This window comes from Vogesella sp. AC12 (assembly GCF_024437575.1).
GTDB lineage: Bacteria > Pseudomonadota > Gammaproteobacteria > Burkholderiales > Chromobacteriaceae > Vogesella > Vogesella indigofera.
In genome coordinates this window covers 46431-72275 of sequence record NZ_JANFNU010000013.1, presented here as the reverse complement: position 1 = coordinate 72275, position 25845 = coordinate 46431, and the positions used below count along the sequence as shown (strand labels likewise).

Sequence of the window (25845 nt, the reverse complement as noted above, 5' to 3'; positions counted from 1 at the left end):
CCGGCCGGTGACAACACCGAACGGGCCAGACAAGCAACGCAACGAGAAACGGGAAAGAAGGTGTCAGGCCTGGGCGGCGATCATGCTGCGGAAGTGGCGCTCCATGCGTGCGGTATCCGGCTGCCGCCCGGTGAACAGCTGGAAGGCGCCGATTGCCTGCCACACCGCCATGCCGCCGCCGTCGAGCACGCGGCAGCCGCGCTGGCGTGCCCGCTGCAGCAATTCGGTTTCCAGCGGGAAGTACACCACTTCGGCCACCCACAGGTCGCCGTGCAGCAGCGCTTCCGGCAGCGGCAGGCCGGGATGGCCGTCCATGCCGGTCGGCGTGGCGTGCACCAGGCCGCTGGCGCCCGGCATCGCCTGGCCCACGTCGCTGCTGCCCGTCACCTGCCGGTCCGGGAAGAAGCCGTGCAGGCGTGCGGCCAACGTTGCGGCGCGCTGGGCGTCCTGGTCGACGATCACCAGCTCGCGGGTGCCGGCCACCAGCAGTGCGTGGGCGACGGCGGAACCGGCACCACCACCGCCGAGCAGCACCACGCGCTGCAGGTCGTCCGCGGCGAAGTGGCGGCGGAACGGCTCGGCAAAGCCGGACCAGTCGGTGTTGTGGCCGTAGCGCTTGCCGTCGCGGAACACCACAGTGTTGACGGCGCCGATCTGGCGCGCGTCTTCCGACAGCTGGTCGAGATAGGGAATCACCGCCTGCTTGCAGGGGTGAGTGATGTTGACGCCGGCAAAACCACAGGCTTCGGCGGCAGCAAGCAGCTCCGGCAGCGCCTCGACACCCTTGCCGATACGGCTGAGGTCGATCAGCTGGTAGTGCAGCTTGAAGCCCAGTTCGGCCGCTTCCTGCTCGTGCAGATAGGGCGACTTTGAACGCTGGATATCCGCACCGATCAGGCCGATCAGCACCTTGTCCGGCACGCCGTGCTCGGTTGCGAATGATGAAACTTCAGAGATCATGTCATGCCTCGGTGGTTGGCTCCCGGCGCCGCCTGCGGGGCGGCGCCGGGGTGGGGGGGGGGAATGGCGGCTTAGCGCAGTTTGGCCAGTTCGCTGTTCAGCTCGCCCATCAGCTGTGGGCCGACGTTTTCGCTGAACTTCTTGGTCACGCCCTGCAGCTTGATGCGGATGCGGCCTTTTTCGGCAGCGGACAGCTCGTTCACCTTCATCGTCGCCTTCAGCTTGGCCAGCGCCTGGGCGGCACCGTCACGGTTGACCTTGCGCTGGTACAACGTGGCGTCGCGCGCGGCCTTCTGCAGCAGCTTCTTCTCGTCGGCGGACAGCTGGTCCCACAGCTTCTGGCTGGTCAGCAGCACCTGCGGGTTGTAGACGTGGCCGGTGAGGGTCATGTACTTCTGCACTTCGTTGAGCTTGGTGCCGAGAATGGTGGCTTCCGGGTTTTCCTGGCCGTCGACCGCCTTGGTTTCCAGCGCGGTGTACAGCTCGGTGAACGGCATCGGTACCGGGTTGGCGCCCAGCGCCGAGAACATCTCGATGTACAGCGGCGACTGCACCACGCGCACCTTGAGGCCGGCGATGTCTTCCATCTTCACCACCGGGCGCACGTTGTTGGTCAGGTGGCGGAAGCCCAGCTCCCAGTAGCCGAGACCGACCATGCCCTTGCCCTGCAGCTTGGCCAGCAGCTTGCTGCCGATCGGGCCGTCGACGATGGCATCGGCTTCCTTGCCGCTGTTGAACAGGAAGGGCAGGTCGAACAAGACGAATTCCTTGGCGTGGCTGGACAGCAGGCCGGCGTTGAGCACGGTGAAGTCGAGGGTGCCGCCCTGGATCGAGGACACGGTCTGCACGTCGCCACCGAGTACGCCGGACGGAAACAGCTTGACGGTGATCTTGCCGCCGGAGGCCTTGTTCACCAGCTCGGCAAACTTGGCGGCGCCCATGCCCTGCGGGTGCTCCTTGGCATTGAGGAAGGAGAAGCGCAGCGTGCGTTCCTTGATGTCGGCGGCGCTGGCCTGGCCGGCGAGGCTGAGGGCGAGGATGGCGGCACTGCCGAGCACGGCGATATTGTTCAACTTCATGATGTCTCTCTCCATGTTGGAATTGGACTCCGGGGTCTCCTCCCCGGAGGTGCTACGAAAACTTAACGGGCAAACCAGGCGGCCGGCACGGTGACGATGCTCGGGAACAGCACCAGCAGGAACAGCACCGCCAGCTCGGCCAGCAGGAACGGGGTGATCGCCGAGATCAGCGCGCCCATCTTGGTGCGGGTGGCGCCGCACACCACGTTGAGCACGGTGCCCACCGGTGGCGTGATCAGGCCGATCGAGGTGTTGATGATGAACAGCACGCCGAAGTAGATCGGGTCGATGCCGGCCTGGGTCACCACCGGCACCAGCACCGGTGCCAGGATCAGGATGGTCGGCGCCATGTCCATCGCGGTGCCGACCAGCACGATGATCAGCATGATCACCAGCATCAGCAGTGTCGGGTCGTCCATCAGCGGGGCCAGCAGCTCGATCAGCTGCGACGGCAGGTCGGCGATGGTGATCATCCACGCCGACACCAGCGAGGCGGCGACCAGGAACATCACGATGCCGGTGGTCTGGGCCGACACGGTAAAGACATGGAACAGCTGCGACGGCTTCAGCTCGCGGTAGATCACCATCGCCACGAACAGCGAGTACACCGCCGCCACCACCGCCGCTTCGGTCGGGGTGAAGATGCCGAACTTGAGGCCACCGATGATGATGCCGGGCAGCAGCAGCGCCCAGAACCCGTCACGCACCGCGGCCATGATTTCACCCGCCGACTTGCGCGGTGCCGGCTGGATGTCTTCCGAGCGCGACACCCACCACCACGCCACGCACAGCGACAGCGCGATCAGGATGCCGGGCACGATGCCGGCCAGGAACAGCTTGGAGATCGACAGGTTGCCGGCCACCCCCAGCAGGATGAAACCGATGCTGGGCGGGATGATCGGCGCGATGATGCCGCCGGCGGCGATCAGCGCGCTGGAGCGGGCCTGATCGTGGCCGGCGCGTACCATCATCGGCACCAGCAGCACCGCCAGCGCCGCGGCGTCGGCCACCGCCGAGCCGGACAGGCTGGCGAGGATGCAGGAGGCGAGAATGGCGACGTAGCCGAGGCCGCCCTTGACGTGGCCGACCAGCGCCATCGCCACGTTGACGATGCGGCGCGACAGGCCGCCGACATTCATCACCTCGCCGGCGAGCAGGAAGAACGGTACCGCCAGCAGCGCGAAGCTGTCGGCGCCGTTGATCAGGTTTTGCGCGACGATCTGCGCATCGAACATGTCCATGTGGTACATCAGCGCCACACCGGACAAGAGCAGGGCAAAGGCAATCGACATGCCCATTGCCATGGCACCGAGCAGGGTGCCAAGAAAGATAGTCAGAACCATGATGCAGTCTCCGGCCGGGGCTTAGTCAGCGATATTCAGCGTGGTGTGCACGTCGGACACCGGTGCACCGCTGAATACCTTGTACAGATCGAATACGACGACGACGGCGGACAGCACGCTGAACACCAGGCCGGCCAGATACACTGTCGCCATCGGCAGGCCGGTCATTGGTGCCGGGACGTCAAGGTTGATTACCACCTGCTGCCAGCTGCCGCTGCCGAACAGCCACAGTAGGTACAGCACGATGCCTTCCATCAGCACGTGGCAGACCTTCTGCGCCAGTACCGGCAGGCGCCGGACCAGGCTGTCGACATTGAGGTGGCCCTTTTCGCGCACGCCGACGATGGCGGCGAGGAAGGTCATCCACACCATGAACCAGCGCGACAGCTCTTCAGAAAGGCTGATGCCGCTGTTGAAGCTGTAGCGCAGCACCACGTTGGTGAACACCAGCAGCACCATGCCGGCCAGCAGCAGGGCCATCATGCCCTTCAGTATCTGCATCGATACGTCGATTACTTTTTCCATCACAACCTCCATGCAGCGCGCCGCTGCAGCGCCGGGGCGCGACAGGCGCGTCTGCCAGTCAAGAAACGGCTCGTCGTTTATTTCTTCAGGTGGCAGGCAAGGTGGTGCACCGCGAGGTTGTAACCCGCCGTACCCAGACCGCAGATCACGCCGGTCGCCACTTTTGAAACGTAGGACAAATGCCGGAAACTTTCGCGGCGGTGGATGTTGCTGATGTGCACTTCGATGATGCTGCCGGGGAAGGCGGACAGTGCATCCATCAGTGCGATGGAGGTGTGGCTGTAGCCGGCCGGATTGATCACGATGCTGGCGTGCTGCTCGCGCGCCTGGTGGATCCAGTCGATCAGCTGGGCTTCGTCGTTGCTCTGGCGGAAGTCGATGGTGAGGCCGTATTCGCGCGCCACGCTGCGGCAGCTGCGCTCGACGTCGGCGAGGGTTTCGTGGCCGTAGATTTCCGGCTGGCGTTTGCCCAGCAGGTTCAGGTTCGGGCCGTTGAGTACCAGGATATCGGTGGCCATGTCAGCGCGCTCCCTGCTGGGTGGCGGCCAGGGCTGGCGATGGTGGGAAGAACATGTCGTGCTCCTCAATCTCTCTGTGTCTTTTTTAGAAATGTACCTGTTGGTACATAATGAAAGAATGGCGTATCAGTGCCGCTTTGTCAATGCCGAATTGAGGCAAATCAAGGTCTTGCAACAGCGGATTGTGGTGATCCGCAACAGTGCCGGCAGGCCCGCGTTTGCTGCATTGCGGCAAACGGGCGCCGCCGCCGCAAACCGCACCGCCGCCGCCGGCGCCAGACAAAAAAACGGGCGCCGACCGGCGCCCAAAGGAGAGTGTTTCGGTTGCGGAAACTAGCCGCCCTGGCGGTTGCGGCGTTGCGCCTGCGCCGCCAGCCGCACCGGCGCGTTGGCCGCACCGTACTGGTCGTAACTGCCGAGGCGCTGCACGATCTCGAAGAAGAAACGCTCGTCGAACGGCGCGGAGTACACGTGCAGGAATTCGCCGCCGCCGGCGTCGCGGTCGTACAGCACGTTGTGCTGCTGCAGGCGCGCGACAAAGTCGTCGTCGAGGCTGAAACGCGCCAGCAGGTCGTCGTAGTAGTTGTCGGGGATGTCCAGCAGCGGCACGCCGTTGGCACGTGCCTGCACCACCGCGGCGAAGATGTCGTCGCTGGCGAAGGCGATGTGCTGCAGGCCGGAACCCTTGTAGGTCGACACCGAGCGCGCGATGGCGGTGTTGCGGTTTTCCGAGATGTTGAGCGGAATGCGGATGCTGTTGTTGGCGCTGCGCACCACGCGGCTCTTCATCAGGCCGTACGGGTCCGGCAGCGTCCACTCGTGCTCGGTGGCAAAGCCGAAGATGGCGCGGAAGTGCAGGATCCAGTTGTCCATCGTCTCCGCCGGCAGGCCGATGGCGAAGTGGTCCAGCGCGGTCAGGCCGAGGCCGGGCGTGGTCGTATCGCAGGCGTCGAAGTCCGACTGGTAGATGGACGCGCCGTCAACGTTGGCCGCAACCAGGTACTGCAGGCTGCCGTCCGGCGCGCGCACCGCCGGGATGTGGCGCTCGTTGGGGCCGACGCGGCTTTCGAACGGCTTGCAGCCGTACAGCTTGGCGCGGGTCAGCGCCTGCTGCGCGTCGTCGGTGCGGAACGCCGCGGCGCACAGCGACGGGCCGTGCGACACGTAGAAGGCATGGGCGAAGGAATCCGGCTCGGCATTGAGGATCAGGTTGATGTCGCCCTGCTGGTACAGGGTGACGTCCTTGGACTTGTGCTGCCCGGCGCGGGAAAAGCCGAACTGTTGCAGCAGCTTGCCCAGCCGCGCGCCGGAGTCGTCGTCGACCGCGAACTCCAGGAACTCCACGCCGTGGTAGTCGGCGGCCGGCGGCGGCGAGAACAGGCTGTCGGCCACCGCGCTGGCGCCTTCGGCGCGCAGGGTGCGGGCGGTGACTTCTTCCAGATAGCGCAGCGAGCGCAGGCCGTCGATGGCGGTCAGCCGTGTCGGCGCGGCGCGGAAGCCATCGTTGAACACCTCCAGCGACAGCGGGCCGCGGTAACCGGCGGCGATGATGGGCGCGAGGAAGGCGCCCAGCTCGAAATCGCCCTGGCCGGGAAAGCTGCGGAAATGGCGGCTCCACTCCATCACGTCCATGTTCAACAGCGGCGCATCGGCCAGCTGCACGAACACGATCTTGTCACCGGGGATCTGCGCCAGCAGCGACAGGTCGTCCTTGATCGCCAGAGTGTGGAAGCTGTCGAGGATGATGCCGAGGTTGGGGTGGTCGGCCTGCTGCACCAGGCGCCAGGCGTGCTGGTAGGAGTAGACGTGGCGGCCCCAGGCCAGCGCCTCGTAGCCGACCAGGATGTCGCGGCGCGCGGCGCGCTCGGCCAGCTGGCGCAGGTCGTCGGCAATCAGCGCGTCGTCCTGGCTGGTGTCCGGGGCCACGCTGCTGCACACCAGGATGCGGTCGGTGCCCAGCTCCTGCATCAGGTCGAACTTGCGTTCGGCGCGGTCGAGGTTGCGCGCCAGCCGCTCGCGCGGGCCGCCCTCGAAATCGCGGAACGGCTGGAACAGCATGATTTCCAGTCCCAGGTCGGCGCACATGCGGCGCACGGTGGCCGGTGTGCCGTCGAAGTAGAGCAGGTCGTTTTCAAAGATCTCGACGCCGTCAAAACCGGCTGCCGCAATCGCCTCCAGCTTCTCCGGCAGCGTGCCGCTCAGGGACACGGTTGCAATGGAATGCTTCATGCCATCCTCCGTTATTGGGTGTGTATCTCCTTATTATGTACCAATTGGTACATAAGTGGAAAAATCTTGCGCCCGTGTGCGGCGGTGCGTGGCCGGCTGCGACAAATTGGCGACAGTGCCGGTGCGCGGCAGCCACACCATGCCGCTTGCGGCCAACGTTGGCCGCAGGCAGCGGCAAGGGGCAGGGAGTAGAGGTTAGGGAGCAGAGGGTAGGGCGCGGCAGGAAACCGCGGCCGCAAGCCGTGGCCGGGCGGTGGCGGCAGCGCCGGGTTTTCGGTGCGACAGTTCAGCTGGGACGGCTGCCGGATCCGCGCTAGCTGGCGGTACGGTCAATGCCATCGCGAAAAATCGTTTTTTATGTCAGTCACTTAGCTGGTTTCACCTTTTTGTAATCCAAAAACTACATTTCCCAAAAAAGTGCCATAAATACCCAAAAAACGATATTGAGAGGCTGCGGCTTCAACTATAGAGTTTTGGCACCACTACCAGATTGATCTTGCAACAACATTGCATCAGGTCAAGAGAAAGCCCGGTTTTGGTTGGCAAGCGGTTTCACCCCGTCATCAAGCAGGCAACAACAGTTCCGCCGTGGCCATGCCCGGCGCCGCGCCGTCATCAAGGTGATAGCGTGCGCCGCGCGGCGACGGCAAGCGGGTGAAGTGCGGACACACACAAGGAGAAAAATGGTGAGTAACGGGAACAGGATCAGCACGCGGGCGCTGCCGGGCGTGCTGCTGGCAGGCTTGCTGGCGGTGCCGGCGATGAGTGCCAGCGCCGAAGGCACGGCCGAGATCTCCAGAGGCCAGCAGTACTACGAAAAAATCTGTGCCAAGTGCCACGAGGCCGGCATCGGCCCGGTGCTGCTCGGCCGCGGTCTGCCGGAGGTGATCTTCACCACCATCCCGCGCAGCGGCCTGCGCGCGATGCCGGCATTCCGGGTGTCGGACATCGACGACGCCACCTTGCAGAGTCTGGCGAAATACCTCGCCAACTCCAAGCCAAAACCGTAAGCGGGAGGAGCAGGCATGACTACTGATCGTCGCACTTTGCTCAAGGGCCTGGCCGCCGTCGGCCTCGCCTTCAGCGGTGGCTCGCTGGCGCAGGCCGCCACCGTGCTGCCCGCCGGCAAAACCCTGGCCGCCAACGCCACGCTGCCGCTGACCGCGGTGGTGTCCGGCAGCGCGCTGGATAGCCAGTTTCTGGCCGGCGTCGCCGCCGCCGCGCAGCAGCACGGCATGCAGCAGCAGCCGGCGCTGCGCCTGAACGGGCTGGACGGCACCTTGCTGAACCACATTCACGCACTGGCGCAGGATGCGCAGCCGGCGATGCTGGTCGGGCTGGTGGATGACGCCACCGCCACCGTATTGCTGGACCTGGTGCGCTCGTCCGGCGGCCGCGTGCTGTCGCAACAGCCGCAGCGGCTGGGCAGCGACGCCGCCCCGCTGGCCGCGCTGGGTCATGGCCTGGTGGCCAGCCCGGAGCGCGTGCTGCCGGCGTCCACCCCGCAGGGCACCGCCTGCGTTTCCTTCTGCTGCGTGATCTGAACGGAGTTATCTCATGGCTAGTAAATATCTTGCCCTGCCCAAGGGCGTCAGCGAGGCCCGTTTCGACGCGGCCATCAAGAAGTTCACCGCCGCACTGGGCAAAGACAATGTGCTGACTTCCGGCGAACACCTGCAGCCCTACACCAAGGTGATGATGGCGGTGGAAACCGAAAAGCACGTGCCGTCCGCCATCGTGATGGCCACCACCGTGGAGCAGGTGCAGGCGGTAGTGAAAATCTGCAACGAGTACAAGATCCCGGTGTGGACCATCTCCACCGGCCGCAACTTCGGCTACGGCTCGGCGGCGCCGGTGGAACGCGGCCAGATCGTGCTCGACCTGCGCAAGATGAACAAGATCATCCACATCGACCCGGAGCTGTGCACCGCGCTGGTGGAGCCGGGCGTCACCTACCAGCAGCTGTACGACTACATCGAGGACAACAAGCTGCCGCTGATGCTGTCGTTCTCGGCGCCGTCGGCCATCGCCGGCCCGGTCGGCAACACCATGGACCGCGGCGTCGGCTACACCCCGTACGGCGAACACTTCCTGATGCAGTGCGGCATGGAAGTGGTGCTGGCCAACGGCGACGTGTACCGCACCGGCATGGGCGGCGTGAAGGGCGACAAGGCGTGGCAGGTGTTCAAGTGGGGTTACGGCCCGACGCTGGACGGCATGTTCACCCAGTCCAACTACGGCATCTGTACCAAGATGGGCTTCTGGCTGATGCCGAAGCCGCCGGTGTTCAAGCCGTTCGAGATCAAGTTCGACAACGAGGCCGACATCAGCGAGATCGTGGAAATGCTGCGTCCGCTGCGTATCGCGCAGATCATCCCCAACGCGGTGGTGATCGCCGGCACGCTGTGGGAAGCGGCCACCTGCAATACGCGCCGCTCCGACTACATCACCACCCCCGGCCACACCCCGGATCACATCGTCAAGCAGATCCAGAAGGACAAGCACCTGGGCGCCTGGAACGTGTACGCCGCGCTGTACGGCTCGCCGGAGCAGGTGGAGGTGAACTGGAAGATCGTCACCGAGACTATCAAGAAGGCCGGCAAGGGCCGCATCGTGACCCAGGAAGAGGCCGGCGACACCCAGCCGTTCAAGTACCGCGCGCAGCTGATGTCCGGCGTGCCCAACCTGCAGGAATTCGGCCTCTACAACTGGCGCGGCGGTGGCGGCTCGATGTGGTTCGCCCCGGTCAGCCAGGCACGCGGCAGCGAGTGCGACAAGCAGGTGAAGCTGGCCAAGACCATCCTCAACAAGCACGGCCTCGACTACGTCGGTGAATTCATCGTCGGCTGGCGTGACATGCACCACGTGATCGACGTGCTGTTCGACCGCAGCAGCGAAGAGGAAACCAAGCGCGCCAATGCCTGCTTTGCCGAGCTGCTGGACGAGTTCGAGAAGGAAGGCTACGCCGTGTACCGCGTCAACACCGCGTTCCAGGAACGGGTGGCCAACAGCTACGGCCCGGTGAAGCGCAAGCTGGAAAAAACCATCAAGCGCGCGCTGGACCCGAACGGCATTCTGGCACCGGGCAAGTCCGGCATCCGCATCTAAGGCAGGAAACTAGCGATGACAACGAAACAAGCATACGACGGCTTCGAACTGCAGCCGATCGCCGGCCAGTGGCGCCGCGGCAGTTCCAGCCAGCAGCTGACCGATACCAACCCGTACTCCGGTGACGTCCTGCTACAGCTGCAGCTGGCCAGCCGCGACGACGTGGACGCGGCCTACGCCGCCGCCGCCGCCGCCCAGACCGAATGGGCAGCCCGCCTGCCGGAAGAGCGCGCCGCGGTGCTGCACCGCGCGGTGGAGATCATGCTGGCACGCGCCGAAGAGATCCAGGACTGGATCGTGCGCGAATCCGGCAGCTCGCGGCTGAAGGCCATCATCGAGTGGGACAGCGCGCGCCGCATCACCCAGGAAGCCGCCACCTTCTGCAACCGCGTCGAAGGCCGCATTCTGGCCTCGGCGATCCCCAACCAGGAAAGCCGCGTCTACCGCGCGCCGCTGGGCGTGGTCGGGGTGATCAGCCCGTGGAACTTCCCTTACCACCTGACTGCGCGCTCCATCGCCCCGGCGCTGGCGCTGGGCAACGCGGTGGTGGTGAAGCCGGCCAGCGACACCCCGGTGACCGGCGGCCTGCTGCTGGCCAAGATCTACGAGGAAGCCGGCCTGCCGGCCGGGCTGTTCAGCGTGGTGGCCGGCGCCGGCAGCGAGATCGGCGATCACTTCGTCGCGCATCCGGTGCCGAGCCTGATCTCGTTCACCGGTTCCACCGAGGTTGGCCGCAACGTTGGCCGCATCGCGACCGGTGGCCAGCACATCAAGCGCGTGGCGCTGGAGCTGGGCGGCAACGCGCCGCTGGTGGTGCTGGACGACGCCGACATCGAGCAGGCGGCGCAGGCCGCCGTGGTCGGCCGCTTCCTGCACCAGGGGCAGATCTGCATGAGCACCAACCGCGTGATCGTCGACGCCAAGGTGCATGATGCCTTCGTGGCCGCGCTGAAGGCGCGCATCGAGAAGCTGCCGTACGGCGACCCGGCCGATGCGGCCAACATCGTCGGCCCGCTGATCAACGGCAAGCAGCTGGACAGCGTGCTGACCAAGATCGAGCAGGCGAAAAAGGACGGCGCCACGCTGCTGGTCGGTGGCGCGCCGCAGGGCAACGTGTTGCCGCCGCACCTGTTCGTGGACGTGGACCCGAGCTGGTCCATCGCCGTGGACGAGACCTTCGGCCCGGTGCTGCCGGTGATCAAGGCCCGCGACGAGGCGCACGCGCTGGCGCTGGCCAATGCCAGCGAGTACGGCCTGTCCGCCGCGGTGTTCACCCGCGACTACGCCCGCGGCCTGCACTTTGCCCGCGGCATCCGCAGCGGCATGTGCCACATCAACGACATCACCGTCGACGACCAGACCAACGCGCCGTTCGGCGGCGAGAAGAACTCCGGCCTCGGCCGTTTCAACGGCGAGTGGGCGATCGAGGAGTTCACCCGCGCGCAGTGGGTGACGCTGCAGTTCCAGCCGCGCCCGTATCCGTTCTGATCCATTTTATCTTGCCGTACGCCGGCGGCCTGGCCGCCGGCGTATCTAAGGAGTCAACCATGCAATCACGTCGCAGTTTTCTGATCAACAGCGTAGGTGTCGTGTCGGCGCTGGCCGTGGCCCGCGGCGCGCTGGCCGCCGCCCCGAAGGTGGACGCGAAGGACTCTGCCGCGGTGGCGCTGGGCTACGTCGCCGACGCCGCCAAGGTCGACAAGGCCAAGCAGCCGAAATATATCGCCGGCCAGGCCTGTAGCAACTGCCAGTTCTACCAGGGCAAGGCCAGCGACGCCTTCGCGCCCTGTCCGATGCTGGCCGGCAAGCAGGTGGCCGGCAAGGGCTGGTGCAACGTCTACGTCAAGAAGGCCTGATCGTTAATCGCCGGGCCAGGGTTGGCCGCAGGCCGGCCGTGGCAACGGCAAGGAGAGCGCAATGGGTTCATTCAGCCTGTGGCACTGGTTGATCGTGCTGGCGGTGGTGCTGCTGGTGTTCGGCACCAGGAAACTGCGCCATGTCGGCGCCGATCTGGGCGGTGCGGTACGCGGCTTCAGGCAGGGCATGCAGGGTGAGGGCGAGCCGCCCGCAAGCGACGCCACGCCGAAAAGCTAGTTGCCGGCCGGCGCGCGCCGGCATACAAACGCAGCATCACCCATCACCCTGCGGAGAGCGCCATGCTGCACGCCCAGCTGTTCATCAATAACCGGGATGTCGCCTCGTCCGACGGCGCCACCTTTGACTGTCTCAACCCGGTCAATGGCGAGGTCGCCACCGTGGCGGCGGCGGCGAGCGTGGACAGCGCGCTGGCGGCGGTGAACGCCGCCACCGTGGCGTTCGGTGCCTGGGCGGCGCTGCTGCCGCAACAGCGCCGCGCGCTGCTGGATCGCGCCGCCGACCTGATCGTGGCGCGCAGTGCCGATTTCAGTGCCGCGATGACGGCGGAAACCGGCGCCACCGCGGCGTGGGGCAGCTTCAACTGCCAGCTGGCGGCCAACATCTTCCGCGAGGCGGCGGCGCTGGTCACGCAGATCCAGGGCGAGCTGCCGCCGTCCAGCCGCGCCGGCGCCATCGAGATGGTGCTGCGCCAGCCGGCGGGCGTGGTGCTGGCCTTCGCGCCGTGGAACGCGCCGGTGCTGCTGGCGGCGCGGGCGGTGGCGATGCCGCTGGCCTGTGGCAACAGCGTGGTGCTCAAAGGCTCCGAGCTGTGCCCGTACACCCACCGCCTGCTGGGCGAGGTGCTGGCCGAGGCCGGGCTGCCGCCGGGCGTGCTCAACGTGGTGCTGAACGCGCCGGCCGACGCGGCCAGCGTGGTGGAGGCGCTGATCCGCCACCCGGCGGTGCGGCGGGTGAACTTCACCGGCTCCACCCGGGTTGGCCGCAGCATCGCCGAGATCGCCGCGCGCTACCTGAAGCGCTGCCTGCTGGAGCTGGGCGGCAAGGCGCCGTTCGTGGTACTGGACGACGCCGATCTGGACGAGGCGGTGAAGGCGGCGGCGTTTGGTGCCTTCTTCAACCAGGGCCAGATCTGCATGTCGACCGAGCGCATCATCGTCGATCGCAAGGTGGCGGACGAATTCGTGCAACGCCTGGCCGACAAGGCGCTGAGCCTGAAGGCCGGGCTGCCGGACGAGCCCGGCTGCGCGCTGGGGCCGATGATCAGCGCTGGCGCCGCCGAGCGCATCACGGCGCTGGTGCAGGACGCGGTTGGCAAGGGCGCCGAGCTGGTGACCGGCGGCCACGCCCGCGGTAGCGTGATGGCGGCGACGGTGGTCGACCACGTCACCGCGGCGATGCGGCTGTACGGCGAGGAGTCGTTCGGGCCGGTGGTGGCGGTGCTGCGCTTTGACGACGTGGAGGAGGCGATCTCGCTGGCCAACGACTCCGAGTACGGGCTGTCGGCGGCGGTGTTCGGCGGTGACGTGCTGCGCGCGCTGGAAGTCGCCCGCCGCATCGAGTCCGGCATCTGCCACATCAACGGCCCGACGGTGCTGGACCAGGCGCAGATCCCGTTCGGCGGGGTGAAGGACAGCGGTTACGGCCGTTTTGGTGGTCGCGCCGCGATCGACGAATTTACCGAGTTGCGCTGGATCAGCATCCAGCGTGGCGCGCAGCAGTACCCGATCTAACCGGATCTGGCCGCGGCCTACCCGGTCGCTGCCGGCCAGGCCCGCGCCCCGATCCGGATGCGCGGCGTGCGGCCAACCCTTGCAGCGGGACGCTGCGCTGCCCGTCCCGCTTGCCTAGTCGTGCAGGCAGCGCTTTTTCACACCCATCGTTAATGACATATAAATAAAACGGAGAGATTCATCATGCAACAATCCAGATCGCTCACCACCCTCGTCACTACGGGCGCCTTGCTGTCGCTGGCGTCCGCCGGCTGGGCCACCGAGGGCGGCGGCGGCATGTACCCCAACGGCAACGAGAACTACCTGACCGGCGCCTTGCCGCCGCCCGGCTTCTACGTGCTGGGCTACGCCTCCAGCTACAGTGCCGATTCGCTGCGCGACAACAACGGCGACGAGCTGCCGGTGGACTTCAAGCTGCGGGTCAATGCGGTGGCGCCGCGCTTCATCTGGGTGAGTGATCTGCCGCTGGCCGGCGGTCAGCTGGCGATGCACGCCATCACGCCGCTGGTGGAAGTCGACGCCACGGTCAACGGCCAGTCGCAGCGCAAGCGCGAGCTGGGCGACATCGTGCTCGGTGGCGGCGCCGCCTACCACGTCTCCGACAAGCTGCACTACTACGCGGGGCTGGACATCAACGCGCCTACCGGCCAGTTCGACAAGAACGATCTGGTCAACGTTGGCCGCAACTACTGGAACGTGGAGCCGCTGCTGGCGGTGAGCTACGTGCAGCCCCGTGGCATCAATGCCGACGTGAAGCTGATGTACGACTACAACTGGAAGAATAAGGACACCGACTACCGCAGCGGCCAGGAAGTGCACGCCGACTACGCGCTGGGCTGGGGCTTCGGCAATGGTTGGGTAGCCGGCGTGGGTGGCTATGCCTATCGCCAGGTCACCGACGATACCGGGCCGAACGTGGCGGCGCACGGCAACCGCGGCAAGGCGTTTGCCATCGGCCCGTCGATCAAGTACGACAACGGCAAGGGCTACTTCGTCACCGCCAAGTGGCAGCGTGAAAGCGGCGTGGCCAACCGCGCCCGCGGTTCCGAATTCAAGCTGCGCATGACGCTGCCGTTCTAAGCCGGCACCCGCTCGCCACTGCGCCGCCGTGCTCCGCATGGCGGCGCAGTGCCGTTATCATGTGAATCTGTTCACCCCCGTCGCGGCCTGCCCATGACCCCCGTCGCCCAGCGCATCAATGCCCACGCCGCCGCCCACCGTATCGACACCACGCTCGATACCCGCCGCTACGCGCTGGCCAACGGCCGCCACGACACCGCGCGTGCGGCGATCCTGCTGTTGAGCGGCAGCGCCAGCCTCAGCCTGGACAAGGACAGCATCGAGCTGGCGGCGCCGGCGCTGGCCTGGGTCAACGTGCCGCCACAAAGCCATCTGCGCGTCAGCGCCGGCAGTTCCGGCTACCTGCTGTCGCTGTCGGACGTGCTGGTGAAGGAGGCGGCGGGGCAGGGCGCGGAATCGGTGCCGCTGCGCTATCTGGCCGATCGCCGCGTCGTGCAGAACCGCCTCGACGCCGCCGAGGCGGTGCAGGAGATGGCCGCCTCGTTCCGCAGCATCGAGCGCGAGCTGAAGCTGGGCGGCAAGGCGTCGTGGAGCTATCTCACCGCCCATCTCTCGTTGATTCTGATCCACTGCTGGCGCCTGTCCGGGCTGGAGGATGTCAGCCAGCAGGGGCACAGCACCAATTCGACGCTGCTGATGCGCTTCCGCCACCTGGCCGAGCTGCACCTGCGCGAACACTGGAAGATCGCCCGCTACGCCGCCGAGCTGGGCATCTCCCACGACCGCCTGCACGACATCTGCGTGCGCACCCTCAAGCGCACGCCGCTGGAGTTGCTGCACGACCGGCTCACCCACGAGGCCTGCCTGCGGCTGGTGCGCTCCGGGCTGACCATCGAACAGGTCGCCGCCGATCTCGGCTTTCGCAGCACCACCCACTTCAGCCGCTTCTTCCGCCTGCGCACCGGGCTGACCCCGGCGCGCTACCGGCTGGAGGCCAAGCAGCAGCTCAGCCGCCACGAGGCACTGGCGATTCGCAACTACGCCGACTGGCCGTGAGCGCGGCGGGGTTGATGCCGCCGGTATTTGCATAAGTGTTTTTAATGGTGGGGATGAAGCTGTCGGTGGTGGCAATCTGGCTGCCCGGGGTGCTTTTGGTGACGAGAAAAAACAAAAAAGCCCTTGATTGCTCAAGGGCTTAGATGTTGGTCTGGCGGAGAGGGAGTCCGCCACATCAGTGTCCATTGGTTACTCATGACATCCAGTACAGCCTAGATTTTACCGACTTCTCTGCCTATTCTTCATCCAGTGAGTGCTAGTGAGCGCAGCAGAAATCCACATCCAAGGTATGGGCTGAAGTATGGGCTATTAGGGTATGGGCTGGCATGACACCTGAGGAGAGCGGCATGGGATCCCTGACGACCAAAACAGTCGAGAAGCTGGCAAAGGCCGCGGTGGCCGGCCTGACCAATGCCGGTGACGGTCTCTATTTCAAGGTTGGCAAAACGGGTGGGACGAGTTGGATATTCCGCTTCAAGATTGCCGGCAAGAGTCGGGATATGGGACTGGGACGCTACCCCGAGGTCGGCTTGGCCGAAGCCAGAGACAAGGCCACTGAGGCGCGCAAGCTGGCCAAGACCGGGACCGATCCGTTGGCCGTACGTGACGCTGAGCGGGAGGCGAGGAAAGCCGCCCAGCAGGCCGAAGCCGCCCGTGCCGTGACTTTCAGGGAGGTTGCCGCCTCATACATCGCCGCGCACCGGGCTGGCTGGAAAAATGCCAAGCATGCCCAGCAGTGGGAAAACACCCTTGCCACCTACGCTCATCCGACTATTGGTGCACTCCCCGCACAAGATGTGACGACTGCGCATGTGCTGGAAATTCTGCAACCGATCTGGGCGACCAAACCCGAAACCGCCAGCCGCGTACGTAACCGCATTGAGCTGGTGTTGGATGCGGCCAAGGCTCGTAACCTGCGGCAGGGAGAGAACCCGGCGCGTTGGCGTGGTCACTTGGATAAGTTGCTGCCGAAGCGCTCACGGGTTCGTGCTGTAAAAAGCCATGCGGCCATGGCATGGGTAGAGCTGCCAGACTTCTTGGCCAAGCTGAGGAAACTGGAGGCCATCAGTGCCCGTGCGCTGGAGCTGACGATCCTCACGGCCTGCCGCACCTCTGAGGTACTGGAAGCAACCTGGGCCGAGGTTGACCTGGTATCGCGGACCTGGACCATTCCCGCCACAAGGATGAAGGCAGGCAAGGCGCATCGCATACCTTTGTCCGACGCTGCGCTAACTCTGCTGGAACAGTTGCCTCGATTCGAGGGCTCTTCTTACCTGTTTTCCGGGTTGAAGGCCGGCAAGCCGCTGTCCAACCAGGCCATGACCATGACGCTGCGCCGCTTGGGTAAAGGGCACCTGACCGTTCATGGATTCCGCTCGACCTTCCGTGACTGGGCTGCCGAATGCACCCACTATCCGCGCGAAGTCTGCGAACTGGCGTTGGCGCACCAGATCGCCGATGGTGCAGAGGCCGCCTATTGGCGCAGCGATATTTTCGAAAAGCGCTATGCACTGATGAACGATTGGGCTCGGTATGTAACAACTCCGTCGCCTGCTGATCCCATCCGGTAGGTTTCAGGCCTGCCTGCACGTTTCCCTGACAGGGCTGTTCTCCTCGCCGCCACTGTCTGTAGGGGGCGCTAAAGCCCCCATTATTTATTACGGTGTACGGTGCCTTTTCTAGTAGTCAGTCATGACAGTGGAGGTAACAATGGTCTATGGCTTTAAACTTCAGCTTCCAGAGGGCTCTTTTCTGCATTTTTTTATGCCAAGTGTCTTGGTGAGCGACTTGACGAATGGCGATGAAGAGAAGCTGCGGCAACCGCTCAAGGTGCACGATGTGCGGATTATGGAGAATGGCTTTCAGTTTATTTTCGATAAAAATGAGAAGCTATCCGTTGCATTTATTAGGCACAAACCGGAATTTTTTGATGAGTACCTCTCCCTGCTGGTCGCCCAAGGGGTACCACTTTCGTTGATCCTGGACTCAAATACCGTGCGAGCGACAAGGGGTGTCATCCTGTATTGCAACTGGAAAACCCACCGAATCGCCGCCAAGCTCGAACGTGAGATCAGGGCGGGAATGCGGACCTTTGAGGAGGTTCGTACAACCCATAATGAAGTTTTCATGGTTCCATCTTTTCAGAAATTTTTTACTGAATGCTTCATGACCGACACAATGCCGAAGGCCAAAAAGGGAAAGCGTCGAACCCATGATCCGTACATCGAAGCGCTCTATGCCCTTGCCTGCAGGATCTATCGTGAAACTCTGAGACTGTCATTCGAGAAGGCTTGCGAGGCTGCCGTCGAGCAGCGGCCTGATCTTGTGCCGTTATCATGGCGAGAAGACCCTGTGGGTAACCTAAAGCGTGAGGCTACCCGTTACTGGGACAAATCAGCCTACAGTCAGCTTAGCTTGCGCCAGAGTCGGGACAAATAAGCGCGAATATTCGTCCCTGACTCGATCAAATCTATTGCATAAATTCTTAGCCACATCCACCACACGCCACTGAGCGCAAAGGAGATATGGCTATGCCAACCCCCACCGAACCCCGCCGCATCATGCGACTGCCAGAAGTCCAAGCCATCACCGGCTTTGGCCGCGCGTGGATTTACCACCTGATGAACGAAGGCAAGTTTCCAAAGGCCTGCCGCATCGGTACTCGCGCTGTCGGCTGGGACAGCGAAGCCGTCAGGGAGTGGATTGAGTCTCGCCTGGGGAGCCGCGCGTGAAAAACAATGTCCATCCCGACGCACAAATCGACTCCGCACAGGTTGCTTCAATCGTCGACCGCCTCCTACTCCTGCGCAACCTGCACGACATACTAGGCAACGCGCTGATGGTATTCATCCACGATGAATATGCAGCCGCAGCCCTAACCGACTACATGGACGTCTATGATCGTGCCGCTTGTTTGCTTCCCAAACTGGAGTATCACCAACTGCACCAATGGAACCGCATTTTTGTTGATCTACAACAGCGGAGCACCGACGTAGCAAAGTTGCTGCGCGCTGGCCGGATCGAGACCATCGCTAGGTAGTCAGGAGGTTGTATATGAGCATCGCTGTCGATCCTAACCAAACTGCCCGCTTCCTCGCCGAGCTTGATCTGACCACGACCGCCTGGACGTTTCAGACCTTTGATGATGGCCCAAACCGGCGACCCAATCTGGCCCGATCCCTGCATGGCACTTTTCAGCAGCACGCCTCTGATCTGACTAGGCTGAGTGCCCAAGGCGCGGGAATTTTCATCACGGTGAACGAAACGGATGGGAGCGGCCGGCGCAAGGCGACCAATATTCGGCGCGTACGCGCGCTCTTTGCCGACTTCGACAGCCCCGCCCCTGATATCCTTGAGCGGCTGCGTGCCGATGTGATGCCACCCTCTATGATCGTCGAGTCCAGTGCTGGTAAGTTCCATGCTTATTGGTTGGTTGACGGCGTGGCGCTTGAAGAGTTTACTGCACTGCAACGTGCCATCGCCCATTGCTGGGGCAGTGATCCAGCCGTGAGCGACCGGGCGCGGGTGATGCGCCTACCCGGTTTCCCGCACCAAAAGGGCGAGCCGCAGGCCGTCCTCCTGCTTGAAGTTACGGGGAGGCGTTATGGCGAAGAGTTGGCCAACCGCTATCGGTCTATCACACCAGCCACTAAGGAGCCGGAGTGGCCGCCAGTGGGGGGGCAGCTGGCGCAGGACAGTGTGCTGGGAGCCTATGCTGCTGCCGCTCTTGAACACGCCTGTCATGCCGTTGCGGCAGCCATGGAAGGTTGCCGTAATGAGATTCTAAATGCCCAAGCGTTTGGGATTGGCCAACTGGTGGCCGGTGGCGAGATTTCCGAGGCGCGAGCTTGGGGTGCTCTGCGGGCCGCCGCCATGAGTACCGGCCTGAGCCATGCCGAGGCCGCCGCAACGCTACTCAGCGCATTCCGGGCGGCAGCCAAGCAGCCGCGCACAGCACCGACTGTGGATGCCGACTCGTTGCTTGACGATCTGGATGACGAACCGCCGCTCCGCCGTAACCTGACCCAGGTTGCCCTGTCAAATCTGATGGTCGCCACCATCCCGTCCGTGTGTTTCATCTTCCAACCGCTCTTCCCACGCCGACATGTCACCTTGCTAGCCGCGCACGGCGGCACCGGCAAGTCGAGCTTGGCTATTATCTTGGCTGCCCATGTTGCCTGTGGGCGAAGTTGGGCGGGCTTTCCCGCCGAACCTGGACGCGCACTGCTGGTGAGCCTTGAAGATGACGGGGACGTGTGCCGTGGCCGCCTGAGAGCAGCCGTGCTCTCCTACGGTCTGGACCCCGAGGCCGTGGCGCGAGGGATGGTGATACTCGACGGCACCGAGGGTGAGGCCGCGCTGATGACAGAAAGTGAGTACTCGGGACGAGCCATCCCGACCGCATGCCTGCGGGAGTTGAGTGAAGTGGCGCGAGATTTCGACCTGATCTTGATTGACAACGCTTCGGATGCCTTCGATGCCAACGAAAACAGCCGCCGAGACGTGCGTGCTTTCCTGCGAGCGCTGGCTAGGATCGCCAGGAGTAGTGAGGCCGCCGTGGTGCTGCTGGCGCACATCGACAAGGCCGCCGCCAGGGATGGTGCGCATGGTAATAGCTACAGCGGATCGACGGCTTGGCACAACTCGGCCCGCTCGCGCTTGGCGCTGGTCGCCGATGAGGCCGGCATCGTCACGCTGACACAGGAAAAGCTCAACCTAGGCAAGAAAGCCGACCCGGTATCGCTGGCCTTCACTGTCGGCCATGTGCTGATGCCGCTCGCTCTAATCGACGAGAGGGACGACGAACGGGACGTCCGTGACGTGCAGGCCGCTCAGGACGCCCACGCCGTTTACGACCTGCTGGCGCTGGCCATCGAGGCCGACATTACCATCCCTGTCGCCTCCAGCGGCCCAACTACCGCCTGGCACGTCTTGGCTGCACTCCCGGAAATGGGGAAGGTCTGGCGCACCAAAGACGGGAAAAGGCGTTTCCAGGCCGCGTTAGTTCGCCTGCAACGTGAGGGGCGAATCATCAAGGAGGCCTACTCGAAACCCAACCGGCACACCGGGGAGCGCTGGAAGTTGGCTTCTATGACTTACGCTCCAGTAGGGGAAAACTCACAGGAGAAAGGTGACAAAGTGCGCGCCAATATATCCCCCATACCCCCTAGCGCCACTGGCGCGCTTGGGGAGCGCCGCGCCAATGCGCGGGTCGGGGCAAGACATCAAACTGGCGCAACTGACGCAGACGCCGATTTCGATGATCTGATCTAGTATATCCGCCAGTGGTGTCTATCAAGTTGTCGTGATTTTGTCCTCCCTATGAGCTTTGGCGGAGCCTATTGAACACTTCGAAACTTCCCGAAAACCGCGCTCGGCGCCGCCCCCGGAGGCCGAGAAACCGGCGGAAGTACCTGTAGCGAGGCCCTGCCGCCGGGCTGGCCCGCTGAAACCGTGAAGACGGGAAACCGTGAAACCGGATAAATCGGGATTCACTGAAACCCGAAAAAGGCGGATTCAGTGCGGCTTATAGGCCCAGGCGTGGCGGCCTGCTGTGCTGCCCTGGTGCTGATAGGTGGGGCTGTGGCCTGCCGTGCTGGCCTGGTGCTGATGTGGTGGGCCGCCCAGCGTTGCGCCGGGCGGCTTAGATCAGCGGGTTATTCGTCGTCTTCATCGTCGTTTTTACGGGTCACCGGCAAGCCTAGTTCAAACAGGCGGGTTAACACAATGAAGATTCCGGCGGCGATAAAATTGCCGTGAAACAGCTGATAAACGGCCACGCTCAGGCAAATTACCTGCAGCAAGTTTACGTCCTTTATCTGCTGCAGTGCTTTGTTGTAGGCCCGGATATTTCGGTATTTTTTCACGGCACCCCCCTGTCTCGATCTTGACTTTGGCTTCCCAGAACGAGGAGGGAAGTGCCTAATCATGGTGACGATTCATTGGATTGTAGACTGCCAGTTTCTGATATCTAGAGTAAGTTCTGAACGATGCCTGAGCCGTAGGATCCGATCGACGTTCCCCCGGTATTGAGTAGCACGTGACTTTAGAGTCCAATCAACCACACACGGAGATTGGACATGAAGAAACGATTCACCGAAGAACAGATCATAGGCTTCCTGCGCGAAGCAGAGGCAGGCATGCCTGTTGCCGAGCTGTGCCGCAAGCACGCCTTCTCGGAAGCCAGCTATTACCTCTGGCGCAGCAAATTTGGCGGCATGAATGTCTCGGAAGCCAAGCGGCTCAGGGAGTTGGAGACCGAGAATGCGCGCCTGAAGAAGCTCCTGGCCGAGACCATGCTCGAAAACGAGATTGCCAAGGAGGCCCTGCGAAAAAAGTGGTAGGCGCACCGTCACGGCGGGAGCTGGTGCGCCATCTGGTGGGCAAGGGACTCAGCGAGCGTCGATCGCTGCGTCTGGCAGGCATGAGCCCCAGTTCATTCCGCTACCAGCCCGCCATCGATCGTAATGCCGCCTTGAAAGCGAAGATCATCGCGCTCGCGCAACGGCACCGACGCTACGGTGCTGGCATGATCTATTTGAAGCTGAGGCAGAGCGGCATGACAGTCAATCACAAGCGGGTAGACCGGCTCTATGCCGAAGCGGGTCTGCAAATTCGCAGGCGGAAGCGCAAGAAGGTGCCGGTGTCAGACCGTCACCCGCTGGCTCGTCCCCTGGCCGCCAATCAGGTCTGGTCGATGGACTTCGTGTTCGACCGGACGGCAGAGGGGCGTGTCATCAAGAGTCTGACCGTAGTGGATGATGCCACGCATGAGGCCGTCGCCATTGTGCCGGCGACGCGATGAGCGGCCTGCATCTGACGCGTGTCCTCGACCAGTTGGCGACAACACGCGGCTTGCCCAAAGCGATCAGGACCGATAACGGCAAGGAGTTCTGCAGCCGCGCCATGCTCTCCTGGGCGCATGCTCGAGGCGTTCAGCTCTTCCTCATCGAGCCGGGCAAGCCGAATCAGAACGCTTATATCGAATCGTTTAACGGGCGCTTCCGGGATGAGTGCCTGAACGAACACTGGTTCACCAGCCTGCGCCATGCCCAGGTCGTCATCGAAGCCTGGCGTAGGGAATACAACAATGAAAGACCCAAGAAAGCGCTGAGTGGTTTGACGCCGACGGCCTACGCCAAATCACTCGCTGAGAAATCAGGTAAATTAAGCTCGGACTCTAAAGCCCTCTGCTACTGAAAACGGGGGGACGTCGCCTGATATCTAGAATAAATTCTGGACGATGTCTGAGTCGTAAGATTGCGATGGCGATGGCCACCTCTGCTGGTGGTGGCCAGATATGCGAATAGTGTGCCAGGGAGGGAGGGAGGGGCTTGCTCATGCCGTCATTCTATTGTCGGACGCAAGACATGATTTGTGAAACAAAGCCCCGCTAGAAGACAAACTGTTCATACTCTAATGGCACATTAAAAGACTCGCGTAAGAACGTCAGGTAAGCCTCGGCATCTGCCGTGAGAGCATGGGGGGAGACAATTACTAGGCGATCAGCTCGATCAGCGGAGCAGCCCCAATATGCATACTCCAACAGTTGCGGGATCGCTTGCCGAATGCAAGCTTTAAGAGTTCCTGCGGTCTTGATCTCGTAGAAAGTACAAGACCCAGGATGTTTAACTACTATGTCAATAGATGTGCCTTCACCGGTCGGCACCTCCGTACCCACATTGGCCTCTCCGTACTGAACACACATTCTCTCGTAGAGCTTATTCTGGATCTCGTTGTGCACGAGGTTTGCACTTTTGGGGGCGCCCGCATTAACGGCAACTGAACCTGTTTTCTTCGAGCTATGGCCAGCGACAAACTTGAAGCCTTCCCCAGATACCGGCCCATCCTCACCAGAGAAAAAATCAAGATCTTCAAGCCCCCCTTCTTCCGAACAAGCAGAAAGCCAACCGGAGAATTCTTGAGGGGGTACGCCAAAGACCTCATGAAGGTTTAGTGCAATGCACTCTTCCTCCACCGTGTTATTACCTGACCAGCCCGCTAATTTCAGTTTTCTGACCAACACTTTCTTTGCTAAAGGACCTAATCCCTGCAGGTTGAACAAACTGGACAAGTCATACGAAACCTTGCTTTTCGAATGAAAAGTACTGAACCCGAGTTCTTCGACGATGCAAGCAAAATTGGTAAAGGCCTTGTCTTTGAGCAGTCCATCTCGATTGACAGTTCCAACATAATGGCCCGTCCCCCCCGCCCGCATTGCATCAATCAGGTTCTTATGGCTGAAGATAATGGCAACAAAGACTAAGGCATTGATGTGGTTGCCACCAAACTGTCGGACTGTGTTCCACTCTTCTGGGACTGTACCGTCTGGCGCTACCGATAGATTTTTTCTCGCCTGCCCAGCATCAATATTGATGCCAAGTTCTTTACCCTGGACTTTCGACATGATTACGTCCTTGTCGAACTTTTTGAGTAGGGCGGCGATTTTATGGGCGCCATGTTTTGTCAGCGAGACGTTAAGCTTGGCCAGGTTAGTCATCTATGCACTCGGCGTTAAAAAATATGCCGAATGATAGCATTGGCGAGGACAATACGCCCCATCTGCATGACGGAGCATACTGCCACATTGACCTACCTAACTAAGAATAAACACTCCTCTACATCACGATGGCGATCTTTCTGGCGACCCAATGTCATGTGCTGGTGGTTAGTCAGCACGATCTCGACGCCTCTACCCGGACAGCATTCTTCGATGAGTTGCTCGATTTCACCTGGGGAGATCATGCCCGTGTTGCTGTAGCTAAGTACAAGTGACGAACTGGATTCCATGACTCCAGTAAACAGGTCTCTAAACGCTTGTTTCACTTGAGTAGCAATGCAGAAAGGGGACTGATGGCGCCCTTCTCTGTAGCGCCCCTTAACCACTTTCCCCCCTTTAACTTGAATTTCAGGGTAGTCGTAGAGGACTAACGTCTCAATGGCGTGGTAGAAGCGGCTGTAATGAACGAAACAGTAAGGTGGGTCCGCATAGACCGTACCACCAGAAAGACTCTTAAGACAATCTTTGAAGTCTAAGGTAGTTGTCTTATGTGGAACCGCTGGAGGTTGATCGGACAACGAAAATGCCACCTCCATGTATTTACGTCGGAAGTAACTGCTTACTTCACGCCGTCTGTATATTACGATATCTCTCAGCGATGACGTCGTCTTTGCATCTCGATACTGAGCATAATGGCCGGTCCCTTGACTGGTGTAGGCCATTGCGTACATAAGAGACGAAAGGATTAGGGGAAAAGAGGGGCTCTGACGGAACCGTTCAGCAGCTTGGCGAATTGCATCAATCCAAAGACACTGCTCCGCCGACCACCATGTTCCGGAGTAGTACTTGGTGAAAAGATGCCAAGCATCGGAGAATGGCTGATCAATTAGCTTCTGTTGAGCAAGTTCAATCGCTGCAAACTCCTCAAGAGAAAAATCTTGCTTGTAGTCGACAATCACATGACCAAGCGCAGGGGTTTTTTCATAGACGGTCTTTTCGGCTACTTCTAAGATTTCGTCAGCTGTCGGCATCCCTTTATATCTGTACACCTGCAGATAGGCTTGAGCCAAAACCTCAGAGTAGGCTTGGATGTCGTTCGAGTGGACAGGAACGAGGTGGCCGATGGCTCCAGCAAGTGATGCACTACCAGCAAAGAGATCGCACACAGCACCACCAGAATAAACGGAGTTGATGCCCTCTAGCACGAAGTCCATGATTGCGGACTTAGATCCCATGTATTTCACATAGTGCGGGTACGCACGTTCAGTGAGCATAAAACGATCTACTCCTTTTTCAACTAGCATGTATCTCTTTCAAAGCAGTGTGAAGCGAGTAGGCAGTAATGTACCTGATTGCTGCCATAGCACCGACCATCCCTTATGTCGGCAAGGGCCGACGATCTGCCCTTGCTCACGCTGGTGAGCTGCGGGTTGGTTCAAGAGGTCATAAGCTTCAAGGAATCATATAGAAGGTTACTGGCAAGTAGCTACCTTATTCCCCTGTCCACTACGTCCAGGGCATAACATTCGGCCGGACCCTCGCTTTGGGTTGTCACCATGAGGGGGGCACCTGAAGTGGCAGCTTTACCTAGCTTCAGCCAAGGTATGGGTTAAAGTATGGGCTGAAGAGGGGAAAACAAAAAAGCCCTTGATTGCTCAAGGGCTTAGATGTTGGTCTGGCGGAGAGGGAGGGATTCGAACCCTCGGTACGCTCGCACGTACGCCTGATTTCGAGTCAGGTACATTCGACCACTCTGCCACCTCTCCGACTCAGGCTGCACATTATAGACTTCGATTTTTGATCGGTCAAGTGTATTTCATGAATATTGGTGCAGGACGGTGGCTGCGGCATACTGGCTGTCGAAGACACGCCATGCTGCGTGCCCATGACGTTAACAAA

24 protein-coding genes, 1 tRNA gene and 1 pseudogene are annotated in these 25845 nt (G+C 62.0%); 16 read left to right on the top strand and 10 right to left on the bottom strand.

The genetic code is table 11. The features are described from left to right. Positions 1 to 63: 63 nt before the first annotated feature. From NOM55_RS15775 to aroQ, 5 genes are all read right to left on the bottom strand, one after another. Positions 64 to 960 (bottom strand): shikimate dehydrogenase, encoded by an 897-nt coding sequence (locus tag NOM55_RS15775; protein WP_255909591.1) that lies wholly within the window; start codon positions 958 to 960, stop codon positions 64 to 66. 71 nt (positions 961 to 1031) lie between these two features. Continuing rightward, complete coding sequence (locus NOM55_RS15770) at positions 1032 to 2039, bottom strand: TRAP transporter substrate-binding protein (RefSeq protein ID WP_047965597.1); 1008 nt, start codon at positions 2037 to 2039, stop codon at positions 1032 to 1034. A gap of 62 nt (positions 2040 to 2101) precedes the next feature. Then, a complete protein-coding gene (locus tag NOM55_RS15765) occupies positions 2102 to 3382 on the bottom strand; it encodes a TRAP transporter large permease subunit (protein WP_255909590.1) in 1281 nt (426 codons plus the stop codon). Between the two features lie 21 nt (positions 3383 to 3403). Continuing rightward, complete coding sequence (locus tag NOM55_RS15760; RefSeq protein ID WP_120810931.1) at positions 3404 to 3907, bottom strand: TRAP transporter small permease; 504 nt, start codon at positions 3905 to 3907, stop codon at positions 3404 to 3406. A 77-nt stretch (positions 3908 to 3984) separates the two neighbouring features. Continuing rightward, on the bottom strand, positions 3985 to 4425 hold the full coding sequence (aroQ, locus tag NOM55_RS15755) for a type II 3-dehydroquinate dehydratase (protein ID WP_047965595.1): 441 nt from the start codon (positions 4423 to 4425) through the stop codon (positions 3985 to 3987). On the opposite strand from aroQ, the gene NOM55_RS15750 reads away from it, so the two are divergent. After that, positions 4424 to 4762: a hypothetical protein gene (locus tag NOM55_RS15750; RefSeq protein ID WP_255909589.1), complete on the top strand. Its 339-nt coding sequence runs from the start codon at positions 4424 to 4426 to the stop codon at positions 4760 to 4762. The two genes, aroQ and NOM55_RS15750, sit on opposite strands and share 2 nt — an antisense overlap. On the opposite strand, the gene NOM55_RS15745 is transcribed toward NOM55_RS15750, so the two are convergent. Further along, positions 4759 to 6654 (bottom strand): bifunctional sugar phosphate isomerase/epimerase/4-hydroxyphenylpyruvate dioxygenase family protein, encoded by a 1896-nt coding sequence (locus tag NOM55_RS15745; RefSeq protein WP_255909588.1) that lies wholly within the window; start codon positions 6652 to 6654, stop codon positions 4759 to 4761. The two genes, NOM55_RS15750 and NOM55_RS15745, sit on opposite strands and share 4 nt — an antisense overlap. Positions 6655 to 7337: 683 nt before the next feature. Between NOM55_RS15745 and NOM55_RS15740 the strand changes: the two genes are divergently transcribed. From NOM55_RS15740 to NOM55_RS15675, 14 genes are all read left to right on the top strand, one after another. After that, positions 7338 to 7664, top strand: a complete 327-nt coding sequence (locus tag NOM55_RS15740) for a cytochrome c (protein ID WP_255909587.1) — start codon at positions 7338 to 7340, stop codon at positions 7662 to 7664. 15 nt (positions 7665 to 7679) lie between these two features. Next, positions 7680 to 8198: a hypothetical protein gene (locus NOM55_RS15735; protein ID WP_255909586.1), complete on the top strand. Its 519-nt coding sequence runs from the start codon at positions 7680 to 7682 to the stop codon at positions 8196 to 8198. 13 nt (positions 8199 to 8211) lie between these two features. Then, on the top strand, positions 8212 to 9762 hold the full coding sequence (locus tag NOM55_RS15730) for an FAD-binding oxidoreductase (protein WP_255909585.1): 1551 nt from the start codon (positions 8212 to 8214) through the stop codon (positions 9760 to 9762). A gap of 15 nt (positions 9763 to 9777) precedes the next feature. After that, complete coding sequence (locus NOM55_RS15725; RefSeq protein WP_255909584.1) at positions 9778 to 11250, top strand: aldehyde dehydrogenase family protein; 1473 nt, start codon at positions 9778 to 9780, stop codon at positions 11248 to 11250. Positions 11251 to 11309: 59 nt separating this feature from the next. Beyond that, positions 11310 to 11618, top strand: coding sequence for a high-potential iron-sulfur protein (locus tag NOM55_RS15720; RefSeq protein WP_255909583.1), 309 nt, complete (start codon positions 11310 to 11312; stop codon positions 11616 to 11618). Positions 11619 to 11679: 61 nt separating this feature from the next. Continuing rightward, positions 11680 to 11856, top strand: coding sequence for a Sec-independent protein translocase subunit TatA (gene tatA / locus NOM55_RS15715; RefSeq protein ID WP_047965589.1), 177 nt, complete (start codon positions 11680 to 11682; stop codon positions 11854 to 11856). Positions 11857 to 11918: 62 nt separating this feature from the next. After that, positions 11919 to 13370: an aldehyde dehydrogenase gene (locus NOM55_RS15710; protein WP_255909582.1), complete on the top strand. Its 1452-nt coding sequence runs from the start codon at positions 11919 to 11921 to the stop codon at positions 13368 to 13370. A gap of 183 nt (positions 13371 to 13553) precedes the next feature. Further along, complete coding sequence (locus tag NOM55_RS15705) at positions 13554 to 14450, top strand: transporter (protein ID WP_255909581.1); 897 nt, start codon at positions 13554 to 13556, stop codon at positions 14448 to 14450. A 93-nt stretch (positions 14451 to 14543) separates the two neighbouring features. Then, entirely contained in the window at positions 14544 to 15446 is a 903-nt protein-coding gene (locus tag NOM55_RS15700) for a helix-turn-helix domain-containing protein (protein ID WP_255909580.1), read from the top strand. Between the two features lie 347 nt (positions 15447 to 15793). Continuing rightward, positions 15794 to 17017 carry a site-specific integrase gene (locus tag NOM55_RS15695; protein WP_255909579.1) on the top strand — a complete coding sequence of 408 codons (1224 nt, stop codon included), beginning with the start codon at positions 15794 to 15796 and terminating at the stop codon, positions 17015 to 17017. A 121-nt stretch (positions 17018 to 17138) separates the two neighbouring features. Further along, positions 17139 to 17885: a hypothetical protein gene (locus NOM55_RS15690; protein ID WP_255909578.1), complete on the top strand. Its 747-nt coding sequence runs from the start codon at positions 17139 to 17141 to the stop codon at positions 17883 to 17885. A gap of 86 nt (positions 17886 to 17971) precedes the next feature. After that, on the top strand, positions 17972 to 18178 hold the full coding sequence (locus tag NOM55_RS15685; protein ID WP_255909577.1) for an AlpA family transcriptional regulator: 207 nt from the start codon (positions 17972 to 17974) through the stop codon (positions 18176 to 18178). After that, entirely contained in the window at positions 18175 to 18486 is a 312-nt protein-coding gene (locus tag NOM55_RS15680; protein ID WP_255909576.1) for a hypothetical protein, read from the top strand. Before NOM55_RS15685 ends, NOM55_RS15680 begins: the two co-directional genes overlap by 4 nt. Before the next feature lie 14 nt (positions 18487 to 18500). Further along, positions 18501 to 20720: an AAA family ATPase gene (locus NOM55_RS15675; RefSeq protein WP_255909575.1), complete on the top strand. Its 2220-nt coding sequence runs from the start codon at positions 18501 to 18503 to the stop codon at positions 20718 to 20720. A gap of 383 nt (positions 20721 to 21103) precedes the next feature. Here the strand turns inward: NOM55_RS15675 and NOM55_RS15670 are convergent, their stop codons facing one another. Further along, the gene (locus tag NOM55_RS15670) at positions 21104 to 21313 is read right to left on the bottom strand and encodes a hypothetical protein (RefSeq protein WP_255909574.1); all 210 of its coding nucleotides are present in this window, start codon (positions 21311 to 21313) and stop codon (positions 21104 to 21106) included. Positions 21314 to 21526: 213 nt separating this feature from the next. Here NOM55_RS15670 and NOM55_RS15665 point away from each other — a divergent pair. Beyond that, positions 21527 to 22646: pseudogene (locus NOM55_RS15665) on the top strand (IS3 family transposase). 193 nt (positions 22647 to 22839) lie between these two features. Here NOM55_RS15665 and NOM55_RS15660 read toward each other — a convergent pair. The 3 genes from NOM55_RS15660 to NOM55_RS15650 all read right to left on the bottom strand — a co-directional run bounded on the left by NOM55_RS15660 (position 22840) and on the right by NOM55_RS15650 (position 25712). Next, the gene (locus NOM55_RS15660; protein WP_255909573.1) at positions 22840 to 23946 is read right to left on the bottom strand and encodes a hypothetical protein; all 1107 of its coding nucleotides are present in this window, start codon (positions 23944 to 23946) and stop codon (positions 22840 to 22842) included. Between the two features lie 92 nt (positions 23947 to 24038). Further along, positions 24039 to 25250, bottom strand: coding sequence for a DNA adenine methylase (locus tag NOM55_RS15655; protein WP_255909572.1), 1212 nt, complete (start codon positions 25248 to 25250; stop codon positions 24039 to 24041). 372 nt (positions 25251 to 25622) lie between these two features. Then, a tRNA-Ser gene (locus tag NOM55_RS15650) sits at positions 25623 to 25712 on the bottom strand. Positions 25713 to 25845 lie beyond the last annotated feature (133 nt).

Coding starts and splice junctions, on each gene's coding strand:
- NOM55_RS15710 (WP_255909582.1), top strand. CDS start 11,919: ATGCTGCACGCCCAGCTGTTCATCAATAACCGGGATGTCGCCTCGTCC.
- NOM55_RS15700 (WP_255909580.1), top strand. CDS start 14,544: ATGACCCCCGTCGCCCAGCGCATCAATGCCCACGCCGCCGCCCACCGT.
- NOM55_RS15660 (WP_255909573.1), bottom strand. CDS start 23,946: ATGACTAACCTGGCCAAGCTTAACGTCTCGCTGACAAAACATGGCGCC.
- NOM55_RS15695 (WP_255909579.1), top strand. CDS start 15,794: ATGGGATCCCTGACGACCAAAACAGTCGAGAAGCTGGCAAAGGCCGCG.
- NOM55_RS15690 (WP_255909578.1), top strand. CDS start 17,139: ATGACAGTGGAGGTAACAATGGTCTATGGCTTTAAACTTCAGCTTCCA.
- NOM55_RS15735 (WP_255909586.1), top strand. CDS start 7,680: ATGACTACTGATCGTCGCACTTTGCTCAAGGGCCTGGCCGCCGTCGGC.
- NOM55_RS15685 (WP_255909577.1), top strand. CDS start 17,972: ATGGCTATGCCAACCCCCACCGAACCCCGCCGCATCATGCGACTGCCA.
- NOM55_RS15730 (WP_255909585.1), top strand. CDS start 8,212: ATGGCTAGTAAATATCTTGCCCTGCCCAAGGGCGTCAGCGAGGCCCGT.
- NOM55_RS15705 (WP_255909581.1), top strand. CDS start 13,554: ATGCAACAATCCAGATCGCTCACCACCCTCGTCACTACGGGCGCCTTG.
- NOM55_RS15775 (WP_255909591.1), bottom strand. CDS start 960: ATGATCTCTGAAGTTTCATCATTCGCAACCGAGCACGGCGTGCCGGAC.
- NOM55_RS15725 (WP_255909584.1), top strand. CDS start 9,778: ATGACAACGAAACAAGCATACGACGGCTTCGAACTGCAGCCGATCGCC.
- NOM55_RS15655 (WP_255909572.1), bottom strand. CDS start 25,250: ATGCTAGTTGAAAAAGGAGTAGATCGTTTTATGCTCACTGAACGTGCG.
- NOM55_RS15745 (WP_255909588.1), bottom strand. CDS start 6,654: ATGAAGCATTCCATTGCAACCGTGTCCCTGAGCGGCACGCTGCCGGAG.
- NOM55_RS15770 (WP_047965597.1), bottom strand. CDS start 2,039: ATGAAGTTGAACAATATCGCCGTGCTCGGCAGTGCCGCCATCCTCGCC.
- NOM55_RS15760 (WP_120810931.1), bottom strand. CDS start 3,907: ATGGAAAAAGTAATCGACGTATCGATGCAGATACTGAAGGGCATGATG.
- NOM55_RS15720 (WP_255909583.1), top strand. CDS start 11,310: ATGCAATCACGTCGCAGTTTTCTGATCAACAGCGTAGGTGTCGTGTCG.
- NOM55_RS15740 (WP_255909587.1), top strand. CDS start 7,338: ATGGTGAGTAACGGGAACAGGATCAGCACGCGGGCGCTGCCGGGCGTG.
- tatA (WP_047965589.1), top strand. CDS start 11,680: ATGGGTTCATTCAGCCTGTGGCACTGGTTGATCGTGCTGGCGGTGGTG.
- aroQ (WP_047965595.1), bottom strand. CDS start 4,425: ATGGCCACCGATATCCTGGTACTCAACGGCCCGAACCTGAACCTGCTG.
- NOM55_RS15765 (WP_255909590.1), bottom strand. CDS start 3,382: ATGGTTCTGACTATCTTTCTTGGCACCCTGCTCGGTGCCATGGCAATG.
- NOM55_RS15750 (WP_255909589.1), top strand. CDS start 4,424: ATGTCAGCGCGCTCCCTGCTGGGTGGCGGCCAGGGCTGGCGATGGTGG.
- NOM55_RS15675 (WP_255909575.1), top strand. CDS start 18,501: ATGAGCATCGCTGTCGATCCTAACCAAACTGCCCGCTTCCTCGCCGAG.